Source organism: Methylobacterium sp. J-059 (assembly GCF_022829485.1).
Lineage (GTDB): Bacteria > Pseudomonadota > Alphaproteobacteria > Rhizobiales > Beijerinckiaceae > Methylobacterium.
The window spans coordinates 34,146-60,077 of sequence record NZ_JAKSYA010000055.1 but is presented as its reverse complement, the minus strand read 5'-3'; the positions used below and the strand labels follow the sequence as shown (position 1 = coordinate 60,077).

The following is a 25,932-nucleotide window of genomic DNA, read 5'->3' as shown; positions in this document are numbered from 1 at the left end:
GCGGCCCGGCGGTCCCTCGAACGCCGCTGCCTTCTACGGCGTCCAGCGATAGAGCCAGGTTTCGGTCACCGCCCGGCCGCCCCGCACCAGGGCGAGGCGCAGCTCGCTCGCGCGCTCGCTGCCGGAATCGAGCTCGAAGGCGACCCGGACGGTCCTGCGCTCCGGGTAGCTGAAAAACTGCTGGCGCGCGATGCTGCCCGGGGCCGCCGCCAGGGCGATGTCGAGGCCGCCCTCGGAGAACAGCCCGTCCCCGGTGAAGTCGACCAGGAACAGGCGGCGCGCGCCCGCGCTTCCGCGCCCGCTGCGGGTGCCGGTCACGGTGGCCAGCGGCGCGGCGGGCGGCTGCCAGCACCAGTGTTGGCGGTAGCGGAAGGTCGTCTCGGAGCCGGCGACGACGGGCTCCTTCGGCCGCCAGTAGGCCAGCACGTTCTCGTTGAACTCGGAATCGCTCGGGATCTCGATCAGCGTCACCGCGCCGCCCGCCCAGGCATCGGCCGGCTCCAGCCAGAGCGAGGGCCGCCACTCCCAGTGCTGCACGTCGTCCTCGAAGTCCTCGTAGGTCCGCGCCCGCTGCATCAGCCCGAAGCCCTTCGGGTTCTCGTCGACGAAGGACGAGATCTGCAGCGCGTCGGGGTTGTGGACCGGGCGCCAGATCGCCTCGCCGGCGCCGTTGCAGATCTGCAGGCCGGCGGCCGAGAAGGCGGCGGCGCGCGCGTCGTCGACGCGGCGGCGATCCTCGGAGCCGAACAGGTAGCTCGCCTGCATGCCGCCCAGGCCCAGGTGATCGATCGCCTTGCGGGCGAAGATCGTGGTCTCGACCTCGGTGGTCGAGGCCTCGGTGCCGGGCCGCAGCACCATCCGCAGGGCGCCGGAGGCGGAATCGGAATCGATCAGGGCGTGGAGCACGAGGGCGCCGTCGGCCGGGCGCTCGATGAACACCGCGCGGAAGACCGGGAACTCCTCGCCGCGGGCGTCGGCCGGGCGCAGCGTCAGCGCGCGGGCGTTGATGCCGAAGCCCTGGCCCTTGGCGACGAGGCGGAAGAACGAGGCGCCCTGGAACACCGCGAAGTCCGACAGGTCGGGGCCGTCGGGGAAGCGGGCGCGCAGGCGGAAGCCGGAGAAGCCCGGATCCTCCGGGAATTCCGGCAGCGCGAAGCCGCCGGTGTCGAAGCTCGCCGGATCGTAGGCGATCGGCCGGATGCGGCCGTCCTCGACCAGGAACAGGGCGACGCGGCCGGTGAAGATCGCGCCGCGATGCAGCGGCTCGATCGTGAAGCCGAGATCGTCGCCGGCCCAGATCGCGGCGGCGGGCTTGGTGCGGATGGCGCCGTACTGCTCGCGGCTGAGCCCCTTGAGGCTGGCCGGGAGGTCGTCGGTGCGGGGGGCGGCGTAGGCGGCCTTGGCCAGCGCGCGGGCGAGGGCGGGCACGGTCGACGCGTCGAAGGGTGCGCCGGCGCCGGGCAGGGCGGGGGCGTCCTCCGCGGCGGCCGGAACGGGTCGGAACCCGGCGCCGGCCAGCACCGCAGCGACGGCCGACAGGCGCACGACGTCGCGGCGGGTACGGTCTCGCGAGACGGGGTCACGGATGGCGTCGGAGCGCGGATCGGTCGGCAGCGTCGTGCCCCTTCGTTCGGGTGGGTCGGCGATAGGATCGGAAACAGCGAGACCTTGGAAACGGTTCGCAACAATCGGCCCCTCGTACCATCCCGGCACCTGAACCCTCGGTTAAGGTCGGCCGACGATGGCGAATTCCGTCCCCTGTGTGATCGAGGCCGCGCTTGCGGGCCGGACGATGCGCGCGGGACGCGCCGTTTTGCCAGACGGGCGCGATCGGCTAATCCGGTCCCCTCATCCCGTCGCCGCCGATCATGGCGGTCGACACCAGCGAGCGTCCCCGGGAACCTGAACGCGATGACGACACCGGCCCCCGTACGGCGAAGCCTCACCGCGATCGTGCTCGCCGCGGGCAAGGGCACGCGGATGCGCTCCAACCTGCCGAAGGTGCTCCACCGCCTCGCCGGGCGGAGCATGCTCGGCCACGTGCTCGCCGCGGTGCAGGCGGCCGGCGCCGCGCGCATCGCCGTGGTGGCCGAGCCCGGCCGCGCGGACGTCGCCCGCGAGATCGAGGCTCTGGCGCCGGGCTCCGAGGTCTTCCCGCAGGTCGAGCGCCTCGGCACCGCGCATGCGGTGCTCGCGGCGCGGGCGGTCCTGAGCAACGGCGAAGGCGGGGAGGGCGACGACGTCATCGTGGCGTTCGGCGACACGCCGCTGATCACCGGCGAGACCCTGGCGCGGCTGCGGGCGCCCCTGGCCGAGGGCGCGGCGGTGGCGGTGCTGGCCTTCGAGACCGAGGCGCCCGCCGGCTACGGACGGGTGCTCACCGAGGGCACCCGCGTGGTCGCGATCCGCGAGGAGAAGGACGCCACGCCTGAGGAGCGCGCGGTGCGCCTGTGCAATGCCGGCCTGATGGCGCTGTCGGGCGCCCACGCGCTGGCGCTGCTCGAGCGGATCGGCAACGACAACGCCGCCGGCGAGTACTACCTGCCCGACGCGGTGGCGCTGGCGATCGGCGACGGTCTCTCCGTCGCGGTGGTGCCGGTGACGGAGGCGGAGGCGCAAGGGGTCAACGACCGGGTGCAGCTCGGCGTCGCCGAGGCCGCGATCCAGGCGCGCCTGCGCCGCAGCGCCCAGCTCGGCGGCGCGACGCTCGTCGCCCCCGAGACGGTGTTCCTGAGCCACGACACGATCCTCGGGCGCGACGTGCTGGTCGAGCCCAACGTGGTGTTCGACACCGGCGTCCGCGTCGACGACGCTTGCGTGATCCACGCCTTCTCGCACCTGAAGGACGTGCGCCTGGAGGCCGGCGCCAGCGTCGGCCCGTTCGCCCGCCTGCGCGGCGGCGCGGTTCTGGAGGCCGGCGCCACCATCGGCAACTTCGTGGAGCTGAAGAACGCCCGCCTCGGGCCGGGCGCCAAGGCCGCGCACCTGACCTATCTCGGCGACGCCGAGGTCGGTGCCCGCGCCAACGTCGGCGCCGGCACCATCACCTGCAACTACGACGGGGTCTCGAAGCACCGCACCACGATTGGGGCGGGCGCCTTCATCGGATCGAACTCGGCCCTCGTCGCCCCCGTCACGGTCGGGGCCGGCGCCTTCGTCGCCTCCGGCTCGGTGATCACCGACGACGTGCCCGAGGGGGCGCTCGCCGTCGCCCGCGGGCGCCAGGCGACGAAGCCGGGCTGGGCCGAGACGAAGCGGGCGGCGTTGCGGGCGGAGAAGGCGGCGCGCGCGGGAAAATCCTGATCCTCTTCAAAACGCCGCGCCGGTCCCTCATCTCTCGGCTGGCACCGGCCCGATTCCTGATGCCCGCCCTGCGTAGCGACCAAGGGCTGGCCTCGCGCCGCGTCGATCCGGTACAAGCTGCCGGTCCACCGGGCGATACGAAAGACAAACCAGCATGTGCGGCATCGTCGGCATCGTCGGTAACGGGGCAGTGGCCGGTCCGCTGATCGAGGCGTTGCGGCGCCTGGAATACCGCGGCTACGACTCGGCCGGCATCGCCACGCTGGAGCAGGGCCGCCTGGCGCGCAGGCGGGCGTCGGGCAAGCTCGTCAACCTCGAGGCGCGCCTGCGCGAGGAGCCGCTGGCGGGCGCGATCGGCATCGGCCACACCCGCTGGGCGACGCACGGGCGGCCGAACGAGACCAACGCCCACCCCCACGCCACCGCGCGGCTCGCGGTCGTGCACAACGGCATCATCGAGAACTTCCGCGCGCTTAAGCAGGAGCTCGAGGCCACGGGCGTCCGCTTCGAGAGCGAGACCGACACCGAGGTGGTGGCCCAGCTCGTCAGCCACGCCATGGACCAGGGCCTCGGGCCGGTCGAGGCGGTCGCCGCCTGCCTGCCGCGCCTGCGCGGCGCCTTCGCGCTCGGCTTCCTGTTCTCCGGCCACGACGACCTGCTGATCGGCGCCCGCCACGGCGCGCCGCTCGCCATCGGCTTCGGCCAGGGCGAGACCTATCTCGGCTCGGACGCGCTGGCTTTGGCGCCGTTCACCGACGCGCTCACCTACCTGGAGGAGGGCGACTGGGCGATCCTGTCGCGCGCCGGCGCCGAGATCCGCGACATCCACGGCACGGTGGTCCAGCGCCCGCGCCAGACCATCGCGACCCAGGCATACCGGATCGACAAGGGCAACCATCGCCACTTCATGGCCAAGGAGATTCACGAGCAGCCGGAAGTCGTCGGCCGCACGCTCTCCCACTACGTCGACCTCGCCCAGGGCCGCGTCGCGCTGCCCGAGCCGCTGCCGTTCGACTTCTCCAAGCTGTCCCGCCTCAACATCACCGCCTGCGGCACCGCCTTCTATGCCGGGCTCGTCGCCCGCTACTGGTTCGAGCAGATCGCGCGGCTGCCGGTCGAGATCGACGTGGCCTCCGAGGCGCGCTACCGCGAGGCGCCGCTGGAGCGGGACGGGCTGACCCTCGTCATCTCGCAATCGGGCGAGACCGCCGATACCCTGGCCTCCTTGCGCTACGCGAAGTCCCAGGGCCAGCACAGCGTCTGTGTCGTCAACGTGCCGACCTCGACCATCGCGCGGGAATCCTCCGTGGTGCTGCCGACGCTCGCCGGCCCCGAGATCGGCGTGGCCTCGACCAAGGCGTTCTCGTGCCAGCTCACGGTGCTGCTGTGCCTGGCCATCGCCGCGGGGCGGGCGCGCGGCACCATCGATGCGGCCGAGGAGCGCCGCCTCGTCGACGCGCTGATCACCGTGCCCGGCCTGATGGCCGACGCGCTCGCCCGCGAGAGCGAGATCGAGGGGCTGGCCCGCGAGATCGCCAAGGCGCGCGATGTGCTCTACCTCGGCCGCGGGACGAGCTACCCGATGGCGATGGAGGGCGCGCTGAAGCTGAAGGAGATCAGCTACATCCACGCCGAAGGCTATGCGGCGGGCGAGCTCAAGCACGGGCCGATCGCCCTGATCGACGAGAGCGTGCCGGTGATCGTGATCGCCCCCCACGACGCGGTGTTCGAGAAGACCGTGTCGAACATGCAGGAGGTCGCCGCCCGCGGCGGGCGCATCGTGCTGATCGGCGACGCCAAGGGCGCGGCCGAGCACGGGCTCGACACGTTGGCCACGGTGACGATGCCCGACCTCGACCCGACGGTGGCGCCGATCGTCTACGCGGTGCCGATCCAGCTCGTCGCCTACCACACCGCCGTCGTCATGGGTAAGGACGTCGACCAGCCGAGAAACCTCGCCAAATCGGTGACGGTGGAATAGGCGTCGCCCTCAGACGCCGATCAGCAGGATCGCGAGCGCCGCGAGCACCGCGCCGATCGCCGGGCCGGAGACCGGGATCAGGGCGTAGCCCCAATCCGAGTGCCCCTTGCCGGCGATCGGCAGCACCGCATGGGCGAGGCGCGGCCCGAGATCGCGGGCCGGGTTGATCGCGTAGCCGGTGGTGCCGCCGAGCGAGAGGCCGATCCCCCAGACCACCATGCCGACGAGGTAGGGCGCCAGCCCCGTCGGGATGTTGCCGGAAGCCCCCACCGTCCGCGACAGCAGGGCGCTGATGATCAGGATCAGCAGGAAGGTGCCGATGATCTCGCTCGTCCAGTTCGCGGCCGATTGCCGGATCGCCGGATCGGTGCAGAAGCAGGCCCGCTTCAGGCCCTGATCCTCGGTGACGGCCCAGTGCGGCAGGTAGTGCAGCCAGACCACGGTCGCGCCGAGGAAGGCGCCGATCATCTGCGCGGGCACGTAGACCAGGAGCTTGCTCGGATTCCCGGACGTGATCGCACCGGCGATCGTCACCGCCGGGTTGATGTGGGCGTCGGGGCTGCCCGTCGCGGTCGCGACGAAGATGCCGGCCAGCACCGCGAAGGCCCAGCCGGCGGTGATCGCGATCCAGCCCGCGCCCTCCGCCTTGGAGCCGCGCAGCAGCGCGCCGGCGACGACCCCGTTGCCGAGGATGATCAGCACCATCGTGCCGAGAAGCTCGCCCAGGAACGGCGACGTCATGGGATGTCCTCCGAGAGTGTCCGGGATGGGAAGCGGTCGAGGCGGCGGCCTCAATCCTCCTGCTCGTCCCAGTCGAAGGCGCGCTTCACGGCGCGGCCCCAGGCGGCGGTGATGCGCCGGCGCTCGCCCGCATCCATGTTCGGCACCCAGCGCCGGTCGACGCCCCAGTTGCGCACGAGGTCGTCGGTGCTCCGCCAGTAGCCGGTGGCGAGGCCCGCCGCGTAGGCGGCGCCGAGTGCCGTGGTCTCGGTGACCCGCGGGCGCACCACCGGCACGTCGAGGATGTCGGCCTGGAACTGCATCAGGGTGACGTTGGCGACCATGCCGCCGTCCGAGCGCAGCTCGCGCACGGGGATGCCGGAATCCTTCTCCATCGCCTCCAGCACCTCGTGCGTCTGGAAGGCGGTCGCCTCCAGGCAGGCGCGGGCGATGTGGCCGCGGTTGGCGTAGCGGGTCAGGCCGATGATCAGGCCACGGGCGCCCTCGTTCCAGTGCGGCGCGTAGAGGCCCGAGAAGGCGGGCACGAAGTAGACGCCGCCGTTGTCCGCGACCGTGGTGGCGAGGCTCTCGACCTCGGCGCTGTCCTGGATCATGTGCAGGTTGTCGCGCAGCCACTGCACCAGGGCGCCGGTGATCGCGATCGAGCCCTCGAGCGCGTAGACCGCCGGCCTGCCGTCGAGCTTGTACCCGAGCGTGGTGACGAGGCCGCAGGTGGAGGGCACGGGCGTCTCGCCGGTGTTCATCAGCGCGAAGCAGCCGGTGCCGTAGGTGTTCTTGGCCTCGCCCGGCTGGAAGCAGGCCTGGCCGAACAGGGCCGCCTGCTGGTCGCCGAGGATGCCGGCGATCGGCACGCCGGAAAACGGCACCCGCGTCTCGCCGTAGACCTGCGAGGAGGAGACGATCTCGGGCAGCATCGCCCGCTGGATGCCGAAGGCCGAGAGCATGCCGTCGTCCCAGGCCAGGGTCTCGAGGGACATCAGCTGGGTGCGGCTGGCATTGGTCACGTCGGTGAGGTGGAGGCCGCCGTCCGGGCCGCCCGTCAGGTTCCAGACGAGCCAGGTGTCGATGTTGCCAAACAGCACGTCGCCGGCTTCCGCCTTCTCACGCGCGCCCGCGACGTGGTCGAGGAGCCAGCGCAGCTTCAGCCCGGAGAAGTAGCTCGCCAACGGCAGGCCGGTGAGCGCGCGGAAGCGGTCGCGCCCGCCGTCGCGGGCATATTCGGTGACGAGGCGGTCGTTGCGGGTGTCCTGCCAGACCAGGGCGTTGTGGAGCGGTTGGCCGGTGCGCCTGTCCCAGATCAGCGTGGTCTCGCGCTGGTTGGTGATGCCGATCGACAGGAGGTCCTTCGGCGTCAGCCCGGCGCCGTCGAGGGCGTCCTGCATCACGCCTTGGGTGTTGCGCCAGATCTCCATCGGATCGTGCTCGACATGGCCGGGCCGCGGATAGATCTGCGCGTGCTCGCGCTGCTTGCAGACGATGATGCGCCCCTCGCGGTCGAACACGATGAAGCGGCTGCTGGTGGTGCCCTGGTCGATGGCGCCGACATACTGGGACATGGCTGTCTTCCTCCCTTGCGGACCGTGGGTCGATCGTCTCGCGCGGACCGGTCTTCGCGCCGGTTCCGCGCCGCGCACCTTGATTCAGGCGGCTTCCGCCTTTCGCGTCAGGTAGGCGGCGAGCCGCGCGGCCCCGTCCGGGCTGGTGCGCAGGCCGAGCTTCGAGCGCCGCCACAGGATGTCCTCCGCCGTGCGGACCCATTCCGAGCGGACGAGGTAGTCGACCTCCGCCGCGCTCAGGCCGCCCTCGAACGCCTCGCCGAGGTCGGCCAGGCTGCGCGCGCCCTTGACGATGGCTCGCGCCTCGGTGCCGTAGGCGCGGGCGAGCCGCCGGGCGGTCTCGGCCGGCAGGAACGGCGCCTCGCGGACGAAGGCGGCGAGGAAGGCGTCGAAATCCGCCTCCGGCATCGCTCCGCCGGGCAGGGTCGCCTCGCCCGTCCAGGCCGGCTTCAGGCCGGGGAAGTGGGACGCGATCTTCTCGATCGCGTGCTCGGCGAGACGGCGGTAGGTGGTGATCTTGCCCCCGAACACCGAGAGCGCCGGCGCCTGCCCGCCGGCATCGTCGACGTCGAGCACGTAGTCGCGGGTCACCGCCGAGGCGTTGGCGGCGGCGTCGTCGTAGAGCGGGCGCACCCCCGAATAGCTCCAGACCACGTCCTTCGGCCCGATCGCCTTGGCGAACGAGCGGTTGATGCAGTCGCAGAGGTAGCGCGTCTCGTCCTTTGAGATCCGCACCGGGCCGGGCTCGTCCGCGTAGGGGACGTCGGTGGTGCCGATCAGCGTGAAGTCGCGCTCGTAGGGGATCGCGAAGATGATGCGCTTGTCGGGCTGCTGCAGGATGTAGGCCTGATCGCCCTCGTAGAGCTTGGCGACCACGATGTGGCTGCCCTTGATCAGCCGCACCGCCGCGCGGCTGTTCACGCCGAGCGTTCCGCCGAGCGTCGCGCTCACCCAGGGGCCGGCGGCGTTCACCACCGCCTTCGCCCGGACGGTCTCGGTGCGCCCGGTGACGGCGTCGCGCAGGGTCGCCGTCCACGTCCCGTCGACCCGGCGCGCCGACTCGACGCCGGTGCGGGTGCGGATCTCGGCGCCGCGGGCCCGCGCATCCATGGCGTTCAGAACCACGAGGCGGCTGTCCTCGACCCAGCAGTCGGAATAGACGAACCCCTTCGTGAGCCGGTCCTGAAGCGGTGCGCCCATCGGCGATGTTCGCAAGCGAACCGTCTTGGAGCCGGGCAGGGTGCGCAGCCGGGCGAGGTGGTCGTACAGGAACAGGCCGGCCCGCAGCATCCAGGCCGGACGCAGGCCCGCGTCGTGCGGCAGCACGAAGCGGAGCGGCCAGATGATGTGCGGCGCCTGCCGCAGCAGGCGCTCGCGCTCGGCCAGAGCCTCCCGCACCAGGCGGAACTCGTAGTATTCGAGGTAGCGCAGGCCGCCGTGGATCAGCTTGGTGCTCGAGGACGAGGTGAATTCCGCGAGGTCTCCGCGCTCGCACAGCAGCACCGAGAGGCCGCGCCCGGCCGCGTCGCGGGCGATGCCGGTGCCGTTGATGCCGCCGCCGATGACGAGCAGGTCGTAGGGGGCGCCCAGCGCCCGCACGTTCGAGACCGTCGTCATGAGTCGCCTCCCGCCCCGGCCGATGCCCGGGTCGGCAGAATATTGCCTTATCTTAGGATTTTCGCAAGCGAAAATTGCGATGTTCGCTACGGCTCGTCTCGGTCGGCCACCGCGAGGGCGACGCCGTGGCGTTCCATCAGGGCGACGATCTCGGGCGGCGGGACGCGGTCGGTGAAGAAGGTGTCGATCTGCTCCAGCCGCCCGACCTCGACCATCGGGCGGCGGGTGAACTTGGTGTGATCGGCCACGAGGAAGGTCTGGCGCGCATGCGCCAGGATGGTCTGCGTCGCCCGCACCTCCTCGTAATCGTAGTCGAGCAGGGCGCCGTCGGCGTCGATCCCGCTGATGCCGATGACCGCCACGTCGACCCGGAACTGGCTGAGGGTGTCGCAGGTGAGCTGCCCTAGGACGGCGCCGTCGCGGTTGCGGATCGTGCCGCCCGCCACGACGATGCGGAAGTCGGTCGCCTCCGCCAGCCCGACCGCCACGTTGAGGTTGTTGGTGATGATGCTGAGGTCGTCGTGGCGGACGAGCTCGCGCGCCACCGCCTCCGGCGTGGTGCCGATGTTGAGGAACACCGAGCAGTGCGACGGGATGCGGCCGGCCGCCAGCCGGCCGATCCGGGTCTTCTCGGACAGCAGCGTGGTGCGGCGGTCGGCGTAGTCGATGTTCTCGACGCTGGACGGCAGGCCGCCGCCGCCCCGGTAGCGCTCGAGCCGCCCCTCCGCGCTGAGCTCGTTGAGGTCGCGCCGGATCGTCTGCACGGTCACGCCGAACTGGCTCGCCAGGGCCTCGATCGTCACGAAGCCGCGCTGGCGCACCGCGGCGACGATCGCCCCGCGCCGCGTCTCGACCGCCGACGCGTCGGCGCGCTCGCCCGCCTTCCGCTCGAAGCCGCCCCGCTCGACCATACGCGTCATGGAAACTCCGGCCCGGGGCTCGCACGCCTCGGATCGGAGTGTAGGTGACCGGCGGGGTTTCGCAAACGAAACGCGCAGGCCCAGGGGCCGGCGGCGCTCGACCTGTCCTCGGGGCTGTTCGAGCAGATCGTCTACCGCGACGGCGCCCGGCAGTCGCGGAACGACCACACCGACCCGATCCGCCGCGAGCACAGGCCGGCAGTGCACGTGCGCATCGTCGAGAGCGGCGCGCCGACGGGCGGCGTCGGCGCGCCCGGGCTGCCCCCGCCGTGCTCAACGTGATCGCGGCGCTGACCGGGCAGCGCATCCGCGCCCTGCCGGTCGCCGACCTTGCGCGCAGGCCGGTTTCGCGCGCCTTTTCCGGCAGCCCTGGTGAATCGCGGGTGCGGCGCGCGTGAGCGCGAGGGGAGACCGTCGATGCCGGAGGTCGTCCGGGACGCGGCGATCGCGCCATCCTCCGAGGCCGTGTCGACCGGGCTCCGGGCTCCCGACCGACGCCGCCGCCCTCGTGCTCCTGACGCTGCCCCCCCGTCATCCTGTGGCTGCTCGTGCGGACGCCGCTCGGCATCGCCCGCGGGGAGCTGCGCACGCTGTCGTCCTGACGGGCGAAGGCCTCGGGCGCCTCAGGCGGGCGGCCGGGAATAGTCCATCCGCTCCAAGTCCTCGATCAGGCCCCGGCCGGTCGGGTGCCAGCCGAGCCGGGCCCGCGTCAGCGCGCTGGAGGCCGGCATGTCGAGGCCGACGAACGCGGCGAGCCAGCCGAAATGCGCGGCGGCGTCTTCCGGCGCGAGGGCGACCGCCGGCAGCTTCAGGCCGCGGCCGATGGTCTGCGCGATGTCGCGGGCGGCGACGCCCTCCTCGGCGACCGCGTGGTAGCGGGCGCCCGCCTCCCGCCGCGCGAAGGCGAGCGCGTAGAGCCGGGCGACGTCGAGGACCGGCGCCGCCGCCCAGCGGTTGGCGCCGTCGCCGACATAGGCCGAGACGCCGGTCCGCCGGGCGAGGTCGATCAGGTAGGTGATCAGCCCCTGCTTGACCGTGTCGTGCACCTGCGGAAGCCGCACCACCGACACGTTCACCCCCGCCTCCAGCAGTGCGGCCCCGGCGAGCTCGGAGGCGATGCGCGGGTTCGGGTGCGCGCGGTCGAAGACGTCCTCCCGGGCCGGGCCGCCGTCGTCGGGGCTCCCGATTCCCGCACCGGAGGTGATGAGCAGCGGCCGATCCGAGCCGGCAAGGGCGGCCCCCAGGGCCTCGATCGCCCGCCGGTCCTTGTCGCAATTGGCGACGAAGTTCGTGAAGTCGTCGTGGTCGAAGGCGGTGTGGATCACGCCGTCGGCCTGCGCGGCGCCGCGGCGCAGGCTGTCCGGGTCGTCAAGGGTGCCGCGATGCGGCTCGACCCCGGCCTCGATCAGCTTGCGGGCGCCGGCCTCCGAGCGGGTCAAGCCGAGCACCCGATGCCCGGACCGGAGCAGTTCCGGGACGATGGCCGAGCCGACGAAGCCGGTGGCGCCGGTGAGGAAGATGCGCATGCGATGCACTCCGCTGTGATCAGAGCGCCCCTTGTCGGCCCGCCGCCGATCCCGTTAAAGTCGTGACTGTATCCCGGTATACGTCCCAACAGGATCGCCATGCCCGCCCGTTCCGAACCCTCGCTGGGCGCCTACCTGCGGGATCGGCGCACCAAGCTCGATCCGGCCGCCCTCGGGTTCTCGGGCCGCCGTCGCACGCCGGGCCTGCGCCGGGAGGAGGTCGCCCAGCGCTCGAACATCAGCGCGACCTGGTACACCTGGCTGGAGCAGGGGCGTGGCGGCGCACCCTCGGCGGACGTGCTGAACCGCATCGCCGCCGGGCTGATGCTGACCGAGCCCGAGCGCGAGCACGTCTTCATGCTGGCGCTGGGGCGTCCGCCCGAGGTCCGCTACCGGCCGCAGGAGGGGATCACGCCGCGCCTCCAGCGGTTGCTCGACACGCTGGAGGTCAGCCCGGCCCTGATCAAGACCGCGACCTGGGACGTCGTCGCCTGGAACCGCGCCGCCGCCGTCCTGATGACCGACTGGGAACCGCTGCCGCCGGGCGAGCGCAACATCCTGCGCCGCATGTTCGGCGACCCGCGGGTGCGGACGGCGCAGCAGGATTGGGACAGCGTCGCCCGCTTCGTGGTCGGCGCGTTCCGGGCGGACGCGGTGCGGGCCGGCGCGGCCTCCGAGGTCGGCGAGCTGGTGGACGAGCTCTGCCGCACCAGCCCGGACTTCGCCGCCCTGTGGCGGGAGAACGACGTCCACGCCCACGGAGACGGGGTCAAGCGGCTCCGTCACCCCGTCCTGGGCCCGATCGAGCTGGAGTTCTCGGCCTTCGCCGTGGACGGAAGACCGGATCTCGGCATGATCGTCTACAACCCGATCACCCCGGAGGTCCGCGAGCAGATCCGTGCGCTCGTTCATGCGAAGCGGGGCGGGAGCGGCACCGATCGGCCGCCTTCGAAGGACGCGTAGTGGGTGCGGCGCGCATCGCGGGGACCGTTCATCCACGGCCGGACCTCGCGCTGCATCGGCGCGTGACAATCGCGCCGCCCCTGTCCGGAGACCGGCCCTGACGGCAGACCTCTCCGCCTCCGAGGCCCGTCGCATCGCCCTCGTCGCCCAGGGCTTCGCCGCGGGCCGGCGCGCGGGACTCGTCTCCGCCGCGCGGATGCGCAACGAGATCGGCCGGCTCGGCCTGCTTCAGATCGACAGCGTGAACGTGCTGCTGCGGGCCCAGTACCTGCCGCTGTTCTCGCGCCTAGGCCCCTACGAGCGTGGGCTCCTCGACGCCCTGGCGGCCGACCGGCCGAAGCGGTTCTTCGAATATTGGGGGCACGAGGCCTCGCTCCTGCCGGTCGACCATCACCCCCTGCTGCGCTGGCGCATGGCCCGGGCCCTCGCCGGCCGCGGCCTATGGCGGCGGCTCGAACCCTTCGCCGGGGACAGGCGCGGCGAAGCCGAAGCCCTCCTCGCCCGCATCGAGACGGAGGGGCCGCTGGCCGCCTCCGACGTCGCGGGCAACCGGGCCTCGCAGGGCATGTGGGTGTGGAGTGCGGCCAAGCACGCGCTCGAATGGCTGTTCTGGGCCGGCCTCGTCGCCTCGACGCACCGTCGCGGCAGCTTCGAGCGCGTCTACGACCTGCCCGAGCGCGTGCTTCCGCGCGCCGTCCTCGCGCATCCGACCCCGAGCGGCATCGACGCGCGGCGGGAGCTGATCGCACGCGCGGCGCGGGCGCTCGGCATCGCGACGGCGCAGGACCTGCGCGACTATTATCGCCTCGCGCCCGCCGATGCGCACCTGCCGATCGCGCAGCTGGTCGAGGACGGCACGCTGATTCCGGCCCGGGTCCGCGGCTGGCCGCAGCCGGCCTACCGGCACAGGGAGGCGCGGCTCGGCCGGCGGCTCGACGGCGCCGCGCTCCTGTCGCCCTTCGATCCGCTGATCTGGCACCGGCCGCGGACCGAGCGGCTGTTCGGCTTCCGCTATCGGCTCGAGATCTACACGCCCGCCCACCAGCGTGAGCACGGCTACTACGTCCTGCCCTTCCTGATGGACGGCGCGCTCGTCGCCCGCGTCGACCTGAAGGCGAACCGCCGGATCGGCGTGCTGGTCGTCCAGCGCGTGCACCTGGAGCCCGATGCGCCCCCCGGCACCATGGACCGGCTGCTCGGGGAGCTCCGCCTGATGGCGGCGTGGCTGGACCTGGCGAGCCTCGCCGCCGCGCCGGCGGCCGGCGCGACCGGCCTGCCCATCGCGGTCGCCGGCGAGCCCGACCCGCCGTCGATCGAACCGGGAGCGACCGAAGCCTCGGGCTGACCGATCGCCGCGAGATCGTGAGGCGGCGCCGCTCGCCCCGCGTTCGGCACGGCTGCGATGCGGCACGGACGCTCAACTCCGCCGGACTCGGGCGCCAGCCTCAGGGACGGGCGGGGGAGGCGGGGCGCGGCGTCGCCAGCGCCGTGCCGAGGTCGATGGCGAGCGCCAGCACCATCGCGGCCGTGCCGAGCGCGAACAGCAGCGTGTAGTTGCCCGCCGTGTGCGCAAAGACGAAGGACAGCCCGTAGGCGGCGCCGGCCTGGAACAGCGCGAACGCCACGGTGGCGACGCTCCAAGCCGCCTTCTGCCGCTCCGGCTCCCCGGGCAGGAGCTCGCCGATGCGGCCGAGCATGAGCGGCACGGTTCCGGTGACGAAGGCGCCGACCGCGACGCTCGACAGGATCAGCCATGACGGGCCGAGGCCGAGGGCCGGAATCGCGATCGCGCCGGCCTCGACCAGGAAGGCGAGCCGGAGCGCGGGACCGAAGCCGGTCCGGTCGGCGAGGTGCCCGACGAGGATCGGGCCGACCGTCGCGCCGAGCCCGAACAGCACCCAATAGTGCGATCCGGCCTGGATGCCCTGCCCGAGGCCGCGCGCAACGAGGTCGACGAGGAAGAGCATGTGCGGCACCCACGCGGCCGCGTTGAGCGCGTATTCCGCGTAGAGCGCCCGCAGCGCCGCCCGGCCTGGCGCGCGCGACGGCTCGGCACCGGCAACCGGCCGAACTGCCGCCGGAGCCTCGGACGGCCAGCCCCGCCAGCCGATGACGGTGAGCAGGCAGGAGAGCGCGCCGAGGCCGAACCAGGCCTGCTGCAACCCGCCGCGCAGGAGGAGCGGGACGAGCGTCCCCGACGCCGCGATGCCGACGCCGATGCCCATGAAGATCAGGCCGCCGGCCAGGCCGCGCTTGCCCGGCGGCACGTGCGGAAGCACGGCGGGCGCGGCCAGCACCATCAGCGCGCCTCCGGCAAAGCCCGACGCGAAGCGCCAGGCGAAGAACCACGCGACGTTCAGCGGGTAGGCGCAGGCGAAGAACGCCGCGGTCGCCACCACCATCATCGCGCGGAGCACCACGGGAACGCGGGTGCGGGCGGCGAGCGGCCGCCCGAGCAGGGCGCCGGCGAGATAACCCGCAAGGTTGGCCGCCCCGAGATAGGCCGCGGTCGAGGCCTCGAACCAGCCGCCGTCGATGATCGCCGGAAGCAGCGGCGTATAGGCGAACCGCGCGAGCCCGATCCCGATCAGGCTGGCGCAGGAGGCCGAGGCGACCGCGCGCCGGGCCGTCCGTCTGTCGTCGGCGCCAGCGCGATCGCCGTGCGGAAGCGTTCGAGGCCGGGCAGGCGTCGGCAAGGCCATGGGACGAGGTTCCCGCCGTTCGGTCCGAGAGTGCAGGGCGCCGACGTGAAAGCCGGCCTGGCGACAGGAACGGTCCTACGCCGTGGCGAATTCGAGGCGCACGCCGCCCGGCATCGTGCCGATGAAGTGGTGCGTCTCGGACCCCTCCCGCATCGGGCCGGGCGCGAACTCGATCGTCGTCCCCGGATGGCCGCGCACCCGGTCGTAGGCGGCGGCGAGCGCCGCGCGGTCGGCGACCTTGAGGGCGAGGTGATGCAGCCCGACGTTGGCGCGGCGGTCGAACGGCACCGCGGCCTCCGGATCGGCGATCCGCCACAGCGTCACGAGGATCGCGCCGTCGGAGACGAACACGGCGGGGTAGGACGGCACGCCGCCGGCGACGCGCCATCCAAGCGCGTCGACGAAGAAGCGCTCGGCGGCGTCGAGGTCCGGCACGGCGAGGCCGACGTGATGCACGCCACGGGTCGACGGCTCGGTCATGCGGAGGCTCCCTTGAGGCGCGCCAGCTCGGCGCGCAGGTTCGCGTTCTCGATGAGCAGCGGCCCGAGCTCGTCCTCGATCTCGGCGCGCGTGAAGCGCGGCGCGATGAATTGCGGGCAGTTCCAGTCGAAGCCGACCACGTCGATCACGAACGCGGCCACGGCCGGCGGCGCCGCGGGATGCGAGACCCGCGCGACGAGATCGGGATCCTCGGCCGCCGCGACGATGCGCGCGTGGCCGATGAGCTTGAGCCGGCGTTGGGCCGGATAGTCCATCGCGAACAAGGCCACCCGGCCGCGCTCGATCACGTTGCCCTGCGAGATGTACTGCCGGTTGCCGGGATAGTCGGCGAATCCGATCCGGTTCTCGCCCAGCGACCGGACGAAGCCGGCCGGCCCCCCGCGATGCTGGATGTAGGGCCAGCCCTCGGGGCCGACGCTCGCCAGGTAGACGCTGTCGCGCGCCTGCAGGAAGGCGTGCTCGCGCTCGGTCAGCGCATCGCGCCCGTCGGCGGACGCGGCCTCCCGCCTGGCGTAGCTGGCGCGGGAGCCGGCGCGCGCCTGGAGCGTGCGCGCCGTCTCGCCGAACAGGTGGTGGAAGTAGGTACCGGGCATGCCGGAGAGGTAGCGGCTTCACGCGGCGGCGATAATCCATCACCTTCGCAGTTCAGAATTTCGTTTTCGGGAATGATCGCGTGGACCGCTTCGCGGCGCTGACCACCTTCGTCGCGGTGGCCGAGCGGGGCGGCTTCAAGGCCGCCTCCCGCCACCTCGGCCACTCGCCGCCCGCGGTGACGCGGACCATCGCCGCCCTCGAGCGGCATCTCGGCGTGCCGCTGTTCCGGCGCTCGACCCGCAGCGTGGCGCTGACCGAGGAGGGCGCCGCCCTCCTGGATCGCGCCCGCGAGATCCTGATGCGGCTGCAGGATGCCGAGCACGTCGTGATGGGGCGCCAGGCGGCGCCGCACGGCGAGCTGCAGATCACGGCGCCGGTCGTCTTCGGCCGGCTGCACGTCCTTCCCGTGGTGGCGGACCTGCTCGCCCGGCACCGGCCGGTGTCGGCGCGCCTGATGCTGCTCGACCGGAACATCCGGCTGGTCGAGGAGGGGATCGACGTGGCGGTCCGCATCGGCGAGCCGCGCGACAGCCGCCTCAGGTCGGTCGCCCTCGGCACGGTGCGGCAGGTCATCGTCGCGAGCCCGGCCTACTGCGCCGCGCGCGGGCGGCCGGCCGACCCGAAGGCGCTCGCCGAGCACGACATCATCGCCGGCGACAACGTCCGAACCGGCTCGCACTGGCGCTTCGGCCCGCGGTCGCAGGGCGTCGCCGTCGCGCCGCGGCTGACCGTGACCTCGATCGATGCCCAGCTGGCCGCCGCCGCGGCCGGGCTCGGGCTCGCGAACGTCCTCAGCTACCAGGCGGCCGAGGGCCTCGCCGCGGGCCGATTGTGCAGCGTGCTCGACGCGCACGCGCCGCCGCCCGTGCCGATCCACCTGCTGTTCGATGCCAGCCGCGCGCACCTGCCGAGCGTCCGCCTGTTCATCGAGGCCATGCGCGCCCGCGCGCGGAGCGGCGCCTGGGGGGTGAGTCCGGAGGCCGCCCGGACCGCGTCGTCCGTCGTTTGAAGTCTTTGAGCTGACCGCGGGACCGTGGCTCGAACGCGCCCCGAGGAATCAGGGCCCCGCAAAGCGCATCGAAGACCTGAGCGGCCGGCCTGGGCGGGCCCCGTCCTCCGGAAGTGGATGCGGCAGTGCTGCCAGGTTGCGCTCATCACCTGGGCCACCGATGCCTTGATGCCCTCGTGGGCGTCCGAGATCACCGGCTTGACCCCGCGCAGCCCCCGCCGGGCGAGCTTGCGGAAGGCTGTCCCGAACGTCTCGGCCTCGGAGGGGCCGACATCCATGCCGCGCACCTCGCGCCGGCCGTCGGTGCTCACGATCACCGCCGCCGAGACGATCAAGAAAGCCGGGAAGCACGCCCCCTATGCAACTTCGGGATGCGCAGTTCGACGGTCCCGGCCCGCGTCTGCCAGTCCCGGTCACGATAGCCGTTGCGCTGGACCAGCCGCACACCCCGATGGTTCCGAGTGCCCTGCTCGGCAGGGATCCTCGGCGATCTTCGCGCCGCCGGCGTGCGGCCGTCCCCGCTCGCCATCCTGTGCGAGGCGACCGACGACGGACCGACCGATGCGGATCGTGAGCATCCTGGTCGACGAACTCGCTGCCGGCCCTGGGCTCGATCACGTCGCATGACGACCGGCGCCATCGAGAGGAAGGCCGCGACGACGGCCCCGACTCCGAATCGGAAGTCAGGGCCCGGAGCTTATCGCAGCGTCGGCGACTCACCGGTCTTGAGATGACGCTCGTCCCCCTCCGGTCCGCCGAGCGACACGTGCGAGTTCAGTCGATCGAGGTGCTCGAAGACGTGCTCGAAGGCATTCGTTACGGCCTGCTCGAAGGAGCCGTCGCCTCTGCCCTGCGCGGCCTTCAAAGCGCTGAGCAGTTCCTGATGCTTGTGGGTGTCGCTCGACATGCTGCTCTCCCGCCGGACCTCATGCCGGCAGGAAGGCCAAGCGCTGCAGATGATCGCGGTTCCCCATCACGGTGCACGGCCAAGCCGTCGCCGACCTCATCGAGCAAGCCCCTCGACCACAGCAAGGGAGGAGTAGGCGCAGAAGGCTGGGCCCGTGGGGAGGAAAAACCGCGATCGGGGTCATCCGGAGTCCGTGCGCGCGCCGGGATCGAGGTTCCGGCCAGCCCTCGATGTCGGGTCCGCATCCCGATCCCCATCTGAGATCGTGAATTGGAGGGCCGAGAAATGGCTCAGGACACCGCTCGAAGACCAACGCCTCGTATCGGGAAGGACCGCGGTGCTCCGTCGCCGCATCGAGGCCGCGAGCATCGATCCTGACTTGGTCGATCCGCGGAAGATTCCGGCCGGCATCGCGATCGACAAGTCCGCCTCGGCCTTCCATGAAGAACCTGGGCCAGAGCGCATCGCTGGCAGCATGGTGCTCAACCATATCACCACACCGTGGGATCAAACACCTAGTCTGCGACGACGACCCTCAACGCTCCGAGGCTGAGTTCTTCCGCCATGTCGCCCAGGACGGCGCGGACGCTGATGAGGCCCGTGCTCAAGATCTCGAAAGGCGAGAGGATCAGGCTCGCCGACGCCACGATGTATCGCGGCGCCGTGCTGCCGGATTCGAGCGCGGAAACGAGCTTCCGCTGCTCGGCGATGGGCGGCGTCTCCACGGGCTCCTCGATGATCGGATCCTCGAGGCCGGGCACGTAGCAGCGTAGCAGGACGGAGGAGAGCGGGTGCTCGGCCGACGAGATCACATGCGTATGGATGCAGAACTTCGGCAGGATGAACGGCATGTCCGGAGAGGCGAACATGACCGAATTGTAGCACCCGATGAAGCTCAGCTTTCCGCCCACCTCGTTACGAATGTCGTCGCAGAAGATCGAGAATCCATGGCGCTTCATGTGGAGGCGCTTTTCTGCCTCGCCTGCCGAGGTCGCACGTGGATCTGGCGGCTGGGCGGCAGCGTCGACGTCAGGGTGCGCGAAACGCCGACCAGGGTCGGTGCGCGAGACATCGCCGTGGACACTTCCGGGGGAGAGTTCTGGCCCGCCTGCCGCTCGACCTTGCGGATCTCGAAGACAATCTCGCGATCCAGGGCCCAAGCCAGATCGGCGATCAGTCGAAGCGAGAGCTGCTGATGCCCGGAAAGCTGGCCGTTGATGACCGAGCGCTCGAGAAGGAGCTTGTCGGCGACGGATTGGATGGAGGCGCCCGATGCCGTGCGTTTTTCCAGCAAGGCCTGGAGCAGCTCGCTGCGCACGCGACCGATCAGGCGTCCCGCCGATCGGGACCGGCCGTTGGTCCTAAAATGATATGACGTCACTCGGCGCCCCCCCCATCCCGCAAAGATCTTCTTTGATCCCCATCTCGCGTCGCATCCGCCGAATTTCGAGGCGATAGCCGCGATAGAGATCATGATCTTTTACGCGATCAGCAAAATCTCCAAAAACACATACGAAGCAGTCTTTTGCCGGGAACCAGCCGAATATTCGAACGTCTACGGTCTTTAATTCCCATACAGGATTTTTTTCGACTTTGACACAACGAAATTCCCGGCGATGAGCCAGGAAGCCGCCCGTCGAATATCGGTGAAAGAGGTCGTCGATCTGTTCGAGTGGTGTCGTTTCGGCTCCGCTTGGCGACGGTTCTTGCTGGCGTACTTGCCCATCTAGCCATCGCACGAAGTCTTGGGTGCCGAACAGCCGCCTGTTCGGCAGTTCGCGTGGACCAAGGACGGCTTCTAGCCGCACAATCCCTGGGTCTGCAAGAAGGTTCTCAAGCGTGTCCACCTGAATCACACGTTTCGCGAAAATCGCATTGATTTAGCTTAGGGAACGCCGCCTACACGAGCCGCGATCTTCAGACGCCGGGAATCCGCTCCGCACTCTAGCGTGGATGTGGAAGGTCCGAAGCGCGTTTGACGACCGTTGCCCCGAGACGGCCATCAAACGGAATAGGTCGCATCAAGTCACGATTCGGACGGACAAAATCGTCGATACACGATCGTGGTCATGAAATCTCAGCGCGAGCGGTCGGTCTGCGAGATCACGGCGACATTGCCCTGCCCTTGCTGATAGAGCGCGGCGACGTTTCCCATGCCGGTCTGCGAGACCATGCCATTGTTATAGATTCCGATCTGCACGACCTGCGCCGTGTTGCCTGCCTGCCGGCTCGCGGCGGTGGCCTGGGCGGAGGCGAGGGTCACGGGCAGGGCCAGGAGCGGGCTTGCCGGGAGTCGCACGGGGACGTCGCCGGCCTGGGCGATCGCGGCCTGTGGAACATAGGCCTCGGCAGCAAGGATCGGGGTCGCACCGGGGATGGTTAATGCAGCGAACGTTGCGACTTGCGCGAAGCGGATCATGTCTCGGCCCCCTCTACGATTCGGGATTCCCGTGTAGGGCCAATTCGTGATCGCCCCATTAACCAGCCTGGTCGCGACGCCGCCCTCGGTGTCTCGGCCAGGGGCCTCGAGAGCGGCCGCTCCGAGCAGGGACCGCACGGAACGATAAATGCGGATCTTTCGCCCGCGCTGCGACGCGAGGGGGCAATCGATCGCCGCCCCATCGAGTTCGTCTCGCGATGCCAGAGAAACGGATGGCCGAATCGGCATCGCTCAGGGGCCGATATGTCCGCCAAATACCATCGCATCAACTATCTCGGAGTTGCGGCGGCGGGCGGCAGCCTGAAATACCTCAATCCCCATTCTTCCAGGCCCTCGCCGCAGTCGCGCGATCGTCGAAGAAGCGTGGAACGAAGGAGGATGTGCATCGTTAACTGAATTTTAACAGCCTCACTTGCCGTTGATTCGTTAACGTGACATTAACTCGATCCGAGGGCAGCGAATCGTTCGATGCTCCACAGTGGTTGCAACTTCAAAGCGACCCGCCCGGATAGAGTAGGCATCTCCAAATGAAGACGTCAGCAGCGTTGGTGCTCGTTCTCGCGAGCTCCACGGCCGTTTTCGCGGCCGATAACGAGTCGTTCATCGCGCAGGTCGGCGCCTACAACGAGGCGCTCTCGGGCTAGGCCGGCGGCAACAACACGCAGAGCACGGTCCAGGCCGGCGTCAAGAACCGGGCCCTGACCTCGCAGGCGAACGCCAAGAGCACCCAGAACAAGTCCGGCATCGTCCAGCTCGGGGCCCGAAACAACGCCGTCGTCGGCCAGACGAACGGCAACAACACCCAGAGCGCGCTTCAGGTCGGCGCCGGCAACGTCAACGTCACCGCCCAGACCGGCGGCGCCAAGGGCGCGAACGACTCCACCTCGGCTCAGTTCGGCCTCGGCAACGGCACCCTGGTCGGGCAGTCGGCCGGCAACAACACCCAGCGCAGCCTCCAGATCGGTGGCGGCAACACGGCCGTGATCGGCCAGACCGGCGGCGAGACGGGCAAGAACGCCTCGACCACCTCGCAGATCGGCCTCGGCAACGGCGCCGTCATCGGGCAGACCACCGGAGGCGACAACAGCCAGCAGACGCTGCAGGTCGGCGTTCGCAACGTCGCGGTCCTGGGTCAGGGCGGCGGCAAGTCGGGCGCGAATGACTCCACGATCGGCCAGTTCGGCACCGCCAACACCGCCCTCGTCGGACAGACCGGCGGCAACAACACCCAGGGCACCCTGCAGGTCGGCGCCGGCAACTCGGTGGTGTCCTCGCAGACCGCGGCCACCAGCTCGGCCTCGAACCTGTCGACGACCTCGCAGTTCGGCTTCGAGAACGGCGCCGTCATCGGCCAGACCGCCGGCGGCAACCGCCAGGGCACCCTGCAGGTCGGCGCCGGCAACATGGCCGTCATCGCCCAGACCAATGGCGGGACCAGCTTGAACCTGTCGACCACCTCGCAGTTCGGCGTGAAGAACGATGCGGTCATCGGCCAGGATGGTGGCAACAACATCCAGGGTGCCCTGCAGGTCGGTGCCGGCAACTCCGCCGTCGTCGCTCAGAAGAGCGCCACCGCCGGCAGCAACAGCTCCGACGTCGCCCAGTTCGGCGCCAACAACGGCGCGCTGGTCGGCCAGACCGGCGGCAACAACAAGCAGGACACCCTCCAGGTCGGCGTCGGCAACTTCGCGCTGACCAACCAGAGCGGTGCCGCCACCGGGCCGGGGAACGGCTCCACCACGGAGCAGTTCGGCCTCGGCAACGTCTCGCTCGCCACCCAGGACGGCGGCAAGAACGGCCAGAACACGCTCCAGGTCGGCGTCGAGAACGTCTCGGTCACCGCTCAGGCCAGCAACGCGCAGGGCTCGAGCAACACTGCGACCACGACGCAGATCGGCCGCGGTAACAACGCCCTGACCTCGCAGGCATCCTCGGGCGCACCTTCGGCGAAGGGCGCGATCACCACGACGGTTCGCACGACATCTTCCAATTTCTTCATTCCGGTTTTTTCCAAGTTTATCGAGTTCAAGGGGCTCGATACAATGAAGTCGTTTGACACCTCCGTTCCGCTGCCGGCCTACCAGGGTGGCGTGAACGCGGCGTCGACCCTGCAGGTCGGCAACGGCAACTCGGCCGTCACGAGCCAGACTTCGGCCGGCGCGCGGACGGGTCGGTTCACCACCAGCGCTTCGTTGCAGTCCAAGTCCTCCATCGGCTTCTCGGCCCCCAACAGCAAATCGAGTGGAGTTTACCCCACCATCACCACGACCACGGTGTTTCCGGACTTGGTCGCACTCGCCGGCGTCGACAATTCCTCCAACGTCGTCCAGCTCGGCAACAAGAACGTCGCCCTGACCTCGCAGAAGGGTGTCAGCCTCCTGCCGACCTCCAACAACTCGACCGTCGCCCAGATCGGCTCGCAGAACACCGCGATCGTCGGCCAGGAGAACGGCTCGAACCTGCAGGGCACCGTCCAGCTCGGCTACAAGAACGCCGCCGTCACCAGCCAGAGCAACAATCCGCTGGCGCTCAACGGCAACGGTGCCGCCACGCTGCAGATCGGCGCGAAGAACAAGGCGCTGACCGCCCAGGGCACCACCATCGCCAATCCGCTCGATGGCATCGGTGTGAACGGCTCGCTCATCGTGCAGGCCGGCTACAGCAACACCGCCAATGCGTTCCAGACCACCGGCCCGCAGAACATGATCGGTGCCAACACCCAGCAGACGGTGCAGGTCGGTGCGGCCAACTACGCGATGACCTCGCAGTCCAGCGCCGGCAACGTCTCCAACAGCTCCGTCACCGCCCAGTTCGGCTACCGCAACACCGCCGTGACCGTGCAGCGCTAAGTCCCGGAAGGCGGCAGGCCGAACAAGCCTGCCGCCTGTCTTTCTCCAGATCGAGAGCAGACCGCATGCGGCGCGCAGCATCGCCGATCCGGGGTCTCGTGCGCTCAGCGCTCCTCTGCCTTGCTGGTTGCCTCGGGACCCATCCGGCCTTCTCGATGCCCAGGGCCACGGCCTCCATCGCGAACGTGTCCTGCACCGTCGAAGCCGAACCGACCTCGCAATTCCTCCGCCTCCAGGCGCTCGCCAGAGCCGACCGCGATCTTCAAGGTCAGTATTCGCTCTTCGTCTCAAAGGAGAGCGAGACCGGAACCAGCCGGAATGTCCAGAGCGGCGACTTCGCGCTCTCGGCGAATTCGGAAACCGTCCTGTCGACCCTGACCTTGGATCGCTCGGCACTCGGGCACTACGAGGCGAAACTGGTCCTCACGTGGGATCAAGGAAGCATCTCATGCCACTCGCCCTGACCCTCGGGCTCACCTCCACGATCCGTCGCATCGCCACGGCGAGCGCATCCGTCGCCATCTGCGCCGCCCTCGGATCCGTCCCGGCCCGGGCCGAATCGGCCTACGTGGCGCAGGCAGCCATCGGCGCCTCGGTCCCGGTTCAGGCCTTCGGGTCGACCAACGGCGCCCCGACCCCGTTCGCTCGGTCGCCGGCGATCCCCGCGCCGATGGCGACGCCCGAGATGGCCGCCGCGCGCGGGTCCGGCCAAGTCGCGCAGACCCTGCAGATCGGCAACAACAACCACGTGGCTCATCTGCAGACAGGAACGGGAAATCAATCGACTGCCGGCATCATCGGCAACATGAATCAGGTTGGCGTGTTGCAGGTAGGCAACAATCTTCACTCCAACATTGTGCTACTTGGAACTCAAGGATTGAATGTCGGTGTAATTCAGCCTCAAGGGTCTATTCCGGTTAATATGTTGATTGCGCGCCTTCCGAATGGAGGCTTGTTGATTAAGCGTTAACTCGCATGACCCTAAATGATCTGAAATATCGCAGTGAGGGGTCGATGAAAATTTTAGCCTTGGCAGTTGCTTCGCTCCTGTGCGGAACCCTTGCGAGCGCGCCCGGATCGGCGACCGAGCAGCTCTATCGCCCGGTGAGCCCGACCTTCGGCGGCAATCCGCTCAACGGAACCTTTCTCCTGTCGACCGCGCAGGCGCAGGGCGCGGGCGCGAAATCCGGCCAGAACTCCCCGGATCTCTCCGGGCTCAACGAAGCGCTGAGCAAATTGGGCGGCTCGAACAGCGTGGCCACGCCCACCATCATCATCAACGGAACCGCTATCCCCGCGAACCCGTGATCGATCGGCTCGATCGCAGGACAACGACAAGAAGACGCGCAGGGGCTCGAGGCGAATGTTCACACTTCTAAAGCGCGTCGCGGTCGCCGCGGCTTTCGCGCCCGCCCTCGCGGGCTGCGTTGCGCTGACCGGATCGGCGCTCGATCCCGCGACCCAGCCGGCCGCCCTCGTGGCCAACACCAAGACCGGAATCATCCTCGAGAGGCTGCCGCCCCCGGTCCAGGCGCTGGATGTGGCGGTCTACAGTTTCCCGGACCTGACCGGACAGAACAAGCCGAACGACAACTTCGCGGAGTTCTCGCGTGCGACGACACAAGGCGGCGCACCGATCCTGACCGACGTGCTGGTGAAGGCCGGCGGCGGCCGCTGGTTCAACGTCGCCGAGCGCAACGAGCTCGCCGCTCTCCTCCAGGAGCGGCAGATCATCCAGAACACCCGCACCGCGGTGGAGGGTGACAAGTCCAAGGGGCTGCCACCGCTGCGCTTCGCCGGCGTCACGCTCCAGGGCGGCATCATCGGCTACGATTCGAACGAGACCACGGGCGGAATCGGCGCGAACTACCTCGGGATCGGCGGCAACGCGCAGTACCGGCAGGACATCGTCACCGTGGCCCTTCGCGCCGTCAGCGTTCAGACCGGCCGCGTCCTCGCCTCGGTGACCACGACGAAGACCATCTACTCGGTGCTGGTGAACGGAACCGCGTTCAAGTTCGCGGCGGTGGACCATCTGCTCCAGGCCGAAGCCGGCTTCACCAAGAATTCGCCCACGACCCTGGCCGTTCGGGAAGGCGTTCAGCTGGCGGTCTACTCGCTTATCTTCGAGGGCGTGAAGAACAAGCTCTGGAAATTCAAGGATGCCGAGGCCGGCGAGGCGTTCTTGCGGGCCCTGGAGGACCAGCGTCGCGCGGTCGATTTCGCCGTGACGGAGCCGGGATCGCCCGAGGCCGTGTCACCGGTCGCCCTCGCGGCGAAGGGGTGACGCCGTCGCCGCGCGGGCTCGCCCGCCGTCAGGCAC

At 70.2% G+C, this 25,932-nt stretch carries 25 protein-coding genes and 1 pseudogene; 11 read left to right on the top strand and 15 right to left on the bottom strand.

Annotated features, from left to right (window positions below):
* Window positions 1-33 precede the first annotated feature (33 nt).
* Window positions 34-1,614 (bottom strand): glucan biosynthesis protein, encoded by a 1,581-nt coding sequence (locus tag MKK55_RS06205; RefSeq protein ID WP_409566027.1) that lies wholly within the window; start codon window positions 1,612-1,614, stop codon window positions 34-36.
* A gap of 297 nt (window positions 1,615-1,911) precedes the next feature.
* On the opposite strand from MKK55_RS06205, the gene glmU reads away from it, so the two are divergent.
* A complete protein-coding gene (gene glmU / locus MKK55_RS06200) occupies window positions 1,912-3,303 on the top strand; it encodes a bifunctional UDP-N-acetylglucosamine diphosphorylase/glucosamine-1-phosphate N-acetyltransferase GlmU (RefSeq protein WP_243933786.1) in 1,392 nt (463 codons plus the stop codon).
* Between the two features lie 154 nt (window positions 3,304-3,457).
* Complete coding sequence (gene glmS, locus MKK55_RS06195; RefSeq protein ID WP_243932404.1) at window positions 3,458-5,284, top strand: glutamine--fructose-6-phosphate transaminase (isomerizing); 1,827 nt, start codon at window positions 3,458-3,460, stop codon at window positions 5,282-5,284.
* Between the two features lie 9 nt (window positions 5,285-5,293).
* On the opposite strand, the gene MKK55_RS06190 is transcribed toward glmS, so the two are convergent.
* The 4 genes from MKK55_RS06190 to MKK55_RS06175 all read right to left on the bottom strand — a co-directional run bounded on the left by MKK55_RS06190 (window position 5,294) and on the right by MKK55_RS06175 (window position 10,118).
* The gene (locus tag MKK55_RS06190; protein WP_243933784.1) at window positions 5,294-6,025 is read right to left on the bottom strand and encodes an MIP/aquaporin family protein; all 732 of its coding nucleotides are present in this window, start codon (window positions 6,023-6,025) and stop codon (window positions 5,294-5,296) included.
* A gap of 50 nt (window positions 6,026-6,075) precedes the next feature.
* Entirely contained in the window at window positions 6,076-7,581 is a 1,506-nt protein-coding gene (glpK, locus tag MKK55_RS06185) for a glycerol kinase GlpK (RefSeq protein ID WP_243933782.1), read from the bottom strand.
* Window positions 7,582-7,665: 84 nt separating this feature from the next.
* Window positions 7,666-9,198, bottom strand: a complete 1,533-nt coding sequence (gene glpD / locus MKK55_RS06180) for a glycerol-3-phosphate dehydrogenase (RefSeq protein WP_243933780.1) — start codon at window positions 9,196-9,198, stop codon at window positions 7,666-7,668.
* 86 nt (window positions 9,199-9,284) lie between these two features.
* A complete protein-coding gene (locus tag MKK55_RS06175) occupies window positions 9,285-10,118 on the bottom strand; it encodes a DeoR/GlpR family DNA-binding transcription regulator (protein WP_147843193.1) in 834 nt (277 codons plus the stop codon).
* A gap of 269 nt (window positions 10,119-10,387) precedes the next feature.
* Between MKK55_RS06175 and MKK55_RS29210 the strand changes: the two genes are divergently transcribed.
* Window positions 10,388-10,516: a hypothetical protein gene (locus MKK55_RS29210; RefSeq protein ID WP_313898890.1), complete on the top strand. Its 129-nt coding sequence runs from the start codon at window positions 10,388-10,390 to the stop codon at window positions 10,514-10,516.
* Between the two features lie 225 nt (window positions 10,517-10,741).
* On the opposite strand, the gene MKK55_RS06165 is transcribed toward MKK55_RS29210, so the two are convergent.
* A complete protein-coding gene (locus MKK55_RS06165; protein WP_243933778.1) occupies window positions 10,742-11,644 on the bottom strand; it encodes an SDR family oxidoreductase in 903 nt (300 codons plus the stop codon).
* Window positions 11,645-11,743: 99 nt separating this feature from the next.
* Between MKK55_RS06165 and MKK55_RS06160 the strand changes: the two genes are divergently transcribed.
* Window positions 11,744-12,607 (top strand): helix-turn-helix transcriptional regulator, encoded by an 864-nt coding sequence (locus MKK55_RS06160; RefSeq protein WP_243933776.1) that lies wholly within the window; start codon window positions 11,744-11,746, stop codon window positions 12,605-12,607.
* Between the two features lie 97 nt (window positions 12,608-12,704).
* Window positions 12,705-13,952, top strand: coding sequence for a winged helix-turn-helix domain-containing protein (locus MKK55_RS06155; RefSeq protein ID WP_409566026.1), 1,248 nt, complete (start codon window positions 12,705-12,707; stop codon window positions 13,950-13,952).
* Between the two features lie 100 nt (window positions 13,953-14,052).
* On the opposite strand, the gene MKK55_RS06150 is transcribed toward MKK55_RS06155, so the two are convergent.
* The 3 genes from MKK55_RS06150 to MKK55_RS06140 all read right to left on the bottom strand — a co-directional run bounded on the left by MKK55_RS06150 (window position 14,053) and on the right by MKK55_RS06140 (window position 16,403).
* Complete coding sequence (locus MKK55_RS06150) at window positions 14,053-15,309, bottom strand: YbfB/YjiJ family MFS transporter (RefSeq protein WP_243933774.1); 1,257 nt, start codon at window positions 15,307-15,309, stop codon at window positions 14,053-14,055.
* Between the two features lie 75 nt (window positions 15,310-15,384).
* Window positions 15,385-15,789, bottom strand: a complete 405-nt coding sequence (locus MKK55_RS06145) for a VOC family protein (RefSeq protein ID WP_147843978.1) — start codon at window positions 15,787-15,789, stop codon at window positions 15,385-15,387.
* Window positions 15,786-16,403 carry a pyridoxamine 5'-phosphate oxidase family protein gene (locus MKK55_RS06140; RefSeq protein WP_243933772.1) on the bottom strand — a complete coding sequence of 206 codons (618 nt, stop codon included), beginning with the start codon at window positions 16,401-16,403 and terminating at the stop codon, window positions 15,786-15,788. Before MKK55_RS06140 ends, MKK55_RS06145 begins: the two co-directional genes overlap by 4 nt.
* An 80-nt stretch (window positions 16,404-16,483) precedes the next feature.
* Here MKK55_RS06140 and MKK55_RS06135 point away from each other — a divergent pair, with 80 nt between their 5' ends.
* Window positions 16,484-17,413 carry a LysR family transcriptional regulator gene (locus MKK55_RS06135; RefSeq protein ID WP_243933771.1) on the top strand — a complete coding sequence of 310 codons (930 nt, stop codon included), beginning with the start codon at window positions 16,484-16,486 and terminating at the stop codon, window positions 17,411-17,413.
* Window positions 17,414-17,481: 68 nt separating this feature from the next.
* On the opposite strand, the pseudogene MKK55_RS06130 reads toward MKK55_RS06135, so the two are convergent.
* The 6 genes and pseudogenes from MKK55_RS06130 to MKK55_RS06105 form a co-directional block, all read right to left on the bottom strand.
* A pseudogene (locus MKK55_RS06130) lies at window positions 17,482-17,855 on the bottom strand (transposase); the annotation flags it as partial.
* A 255-nt stretch (window positions 17,856-18,110) separates the two neighbouring features.
* Complete coding sequence (locus MKK55_RS06125; protein ID WP_243933770.1) at window positions 18,111-18,320, bottom strand: hypothetical protein; 210 nt, start codon at window positions 18,318-18,320, stop codon at window positions 18,111-18,113.
* Window positions 18,321-18,835: 515 nt separating this feature from the next.
* Window positions 18,836-19,279: a hypothetical protein gene (locus MKK55_RS06120; protein WP_243933769.1), complete on the bottom strand. Its 444-nt coding sequence runs from the start codon at window positions 19,277-19,279 to the stop codon at window positions 18,836-18,838.
* Window positions 19,276-19,638: an XRE family transcriptional regulator gene (locus MKK55_RS06115; protein ID WP_243933768.1), complete on the bottom strand. Its 363-nt coding sequence runs from the start codon at window positions 19,636-19,638 to the stop codon at window positions 19,276-19,278. The genes MKK55_RS06120 and MKK55_RS06115 overlap by 4 nt, the downstream gene beginning before the upstream one ends.
* Window positions 19,639-19,681: 43 nt before the next feature.
* Entirely contained in the window at window positions 19,682-20,167 is a 486-nt protein-coding gene (locus MKK55_RS06110) for a hypothetical protein (protein ID WP_243933767.1), read from the bottom strand.
* 230 nt (window positions 20,168-20,397) lie between these two features.
* On the bottom strand, window positions 20,398-20,739 hold the full coding sequence (locus MKK55_RS06105) for a hypothetical protein (protein ID WP_243933765.1): 342 nt from the start codon (window positions 20,737-20,739) through the stop codon (window positions 20,398-20,400).
* Between the two features lie 1,001 nt (window positions 20,740-21,740).
* Between MKK55_RS06105 and MKK55_RS06100 the strand changes: the two genes are divergently transcribed.
* From MKK55_RS06100 to MKK55_RS06080, 5 genes are all read left to right on the top strand, one after another.
* On the top strand, window positions 21,741-23,609 hold the full coding sequence (locus tag MKK55_RS06100; RefSeq protein WP_243933763.1) for a beta strand repeat-containing protein: 1,869 nt from the start codon (window positions 21,741-21,743) through the stop codon (window positions 23,607-23,609).
* Window positions 23,610-23,674: 65 nt separating this feature from the next.
* The gene (gene csgH / locus MKK55_RS06095; protein WP_243933761.1) at window positions 23,675-24,073 is read left to right on the top strand and encodes a curli-like amyloid fiber formation chaperone CsgH; all 399 of its coding nucleotides are present in this window, start codon (window positions 23,675-23,677) and stop codon (window positions 24,071-24,073) included.
* The gene (locus MKK55_RS06090) at window positions 24,058-24,579 is read left to right on the top strand and encodes a hypothetical protein (RefSeq protein WP_243933759.1); all 522 of its coding nucleotides are present in this window, start codon (window positions 24,058-24,060) and stop codon (window positions 24,577-24,579) included. Before csgH ends, MKK55_RS06090 begins: the two co-directional genes overlap by 16 nt.
* Window positions 24,580-24,584: 5 nt before the next feature.
* Entirely contained in the window at window positions 24,585-24,917 is a 333-nt protein-coding gene (locus tag MKK55_RS06085; protein ID WP_243933757.1) for a curli assembly protein CsgF, read from the top strand.
* A gap of 55 nt (window positions 24,918-24,972) precedes the next feature.
* Complete coding sequence (locus MKK55_RS06080; protein WP_243933755.1) at window positions 24,973-25,896, top strand: CsgG/HfaB family protein; 924 nt, start codon at window positions 24,973-24,975, stop codon at window positions 25,894-25,896.
* The last annotated feature ends 36 nt before the right edge of the window (window positions 25,897-25,932 follow it).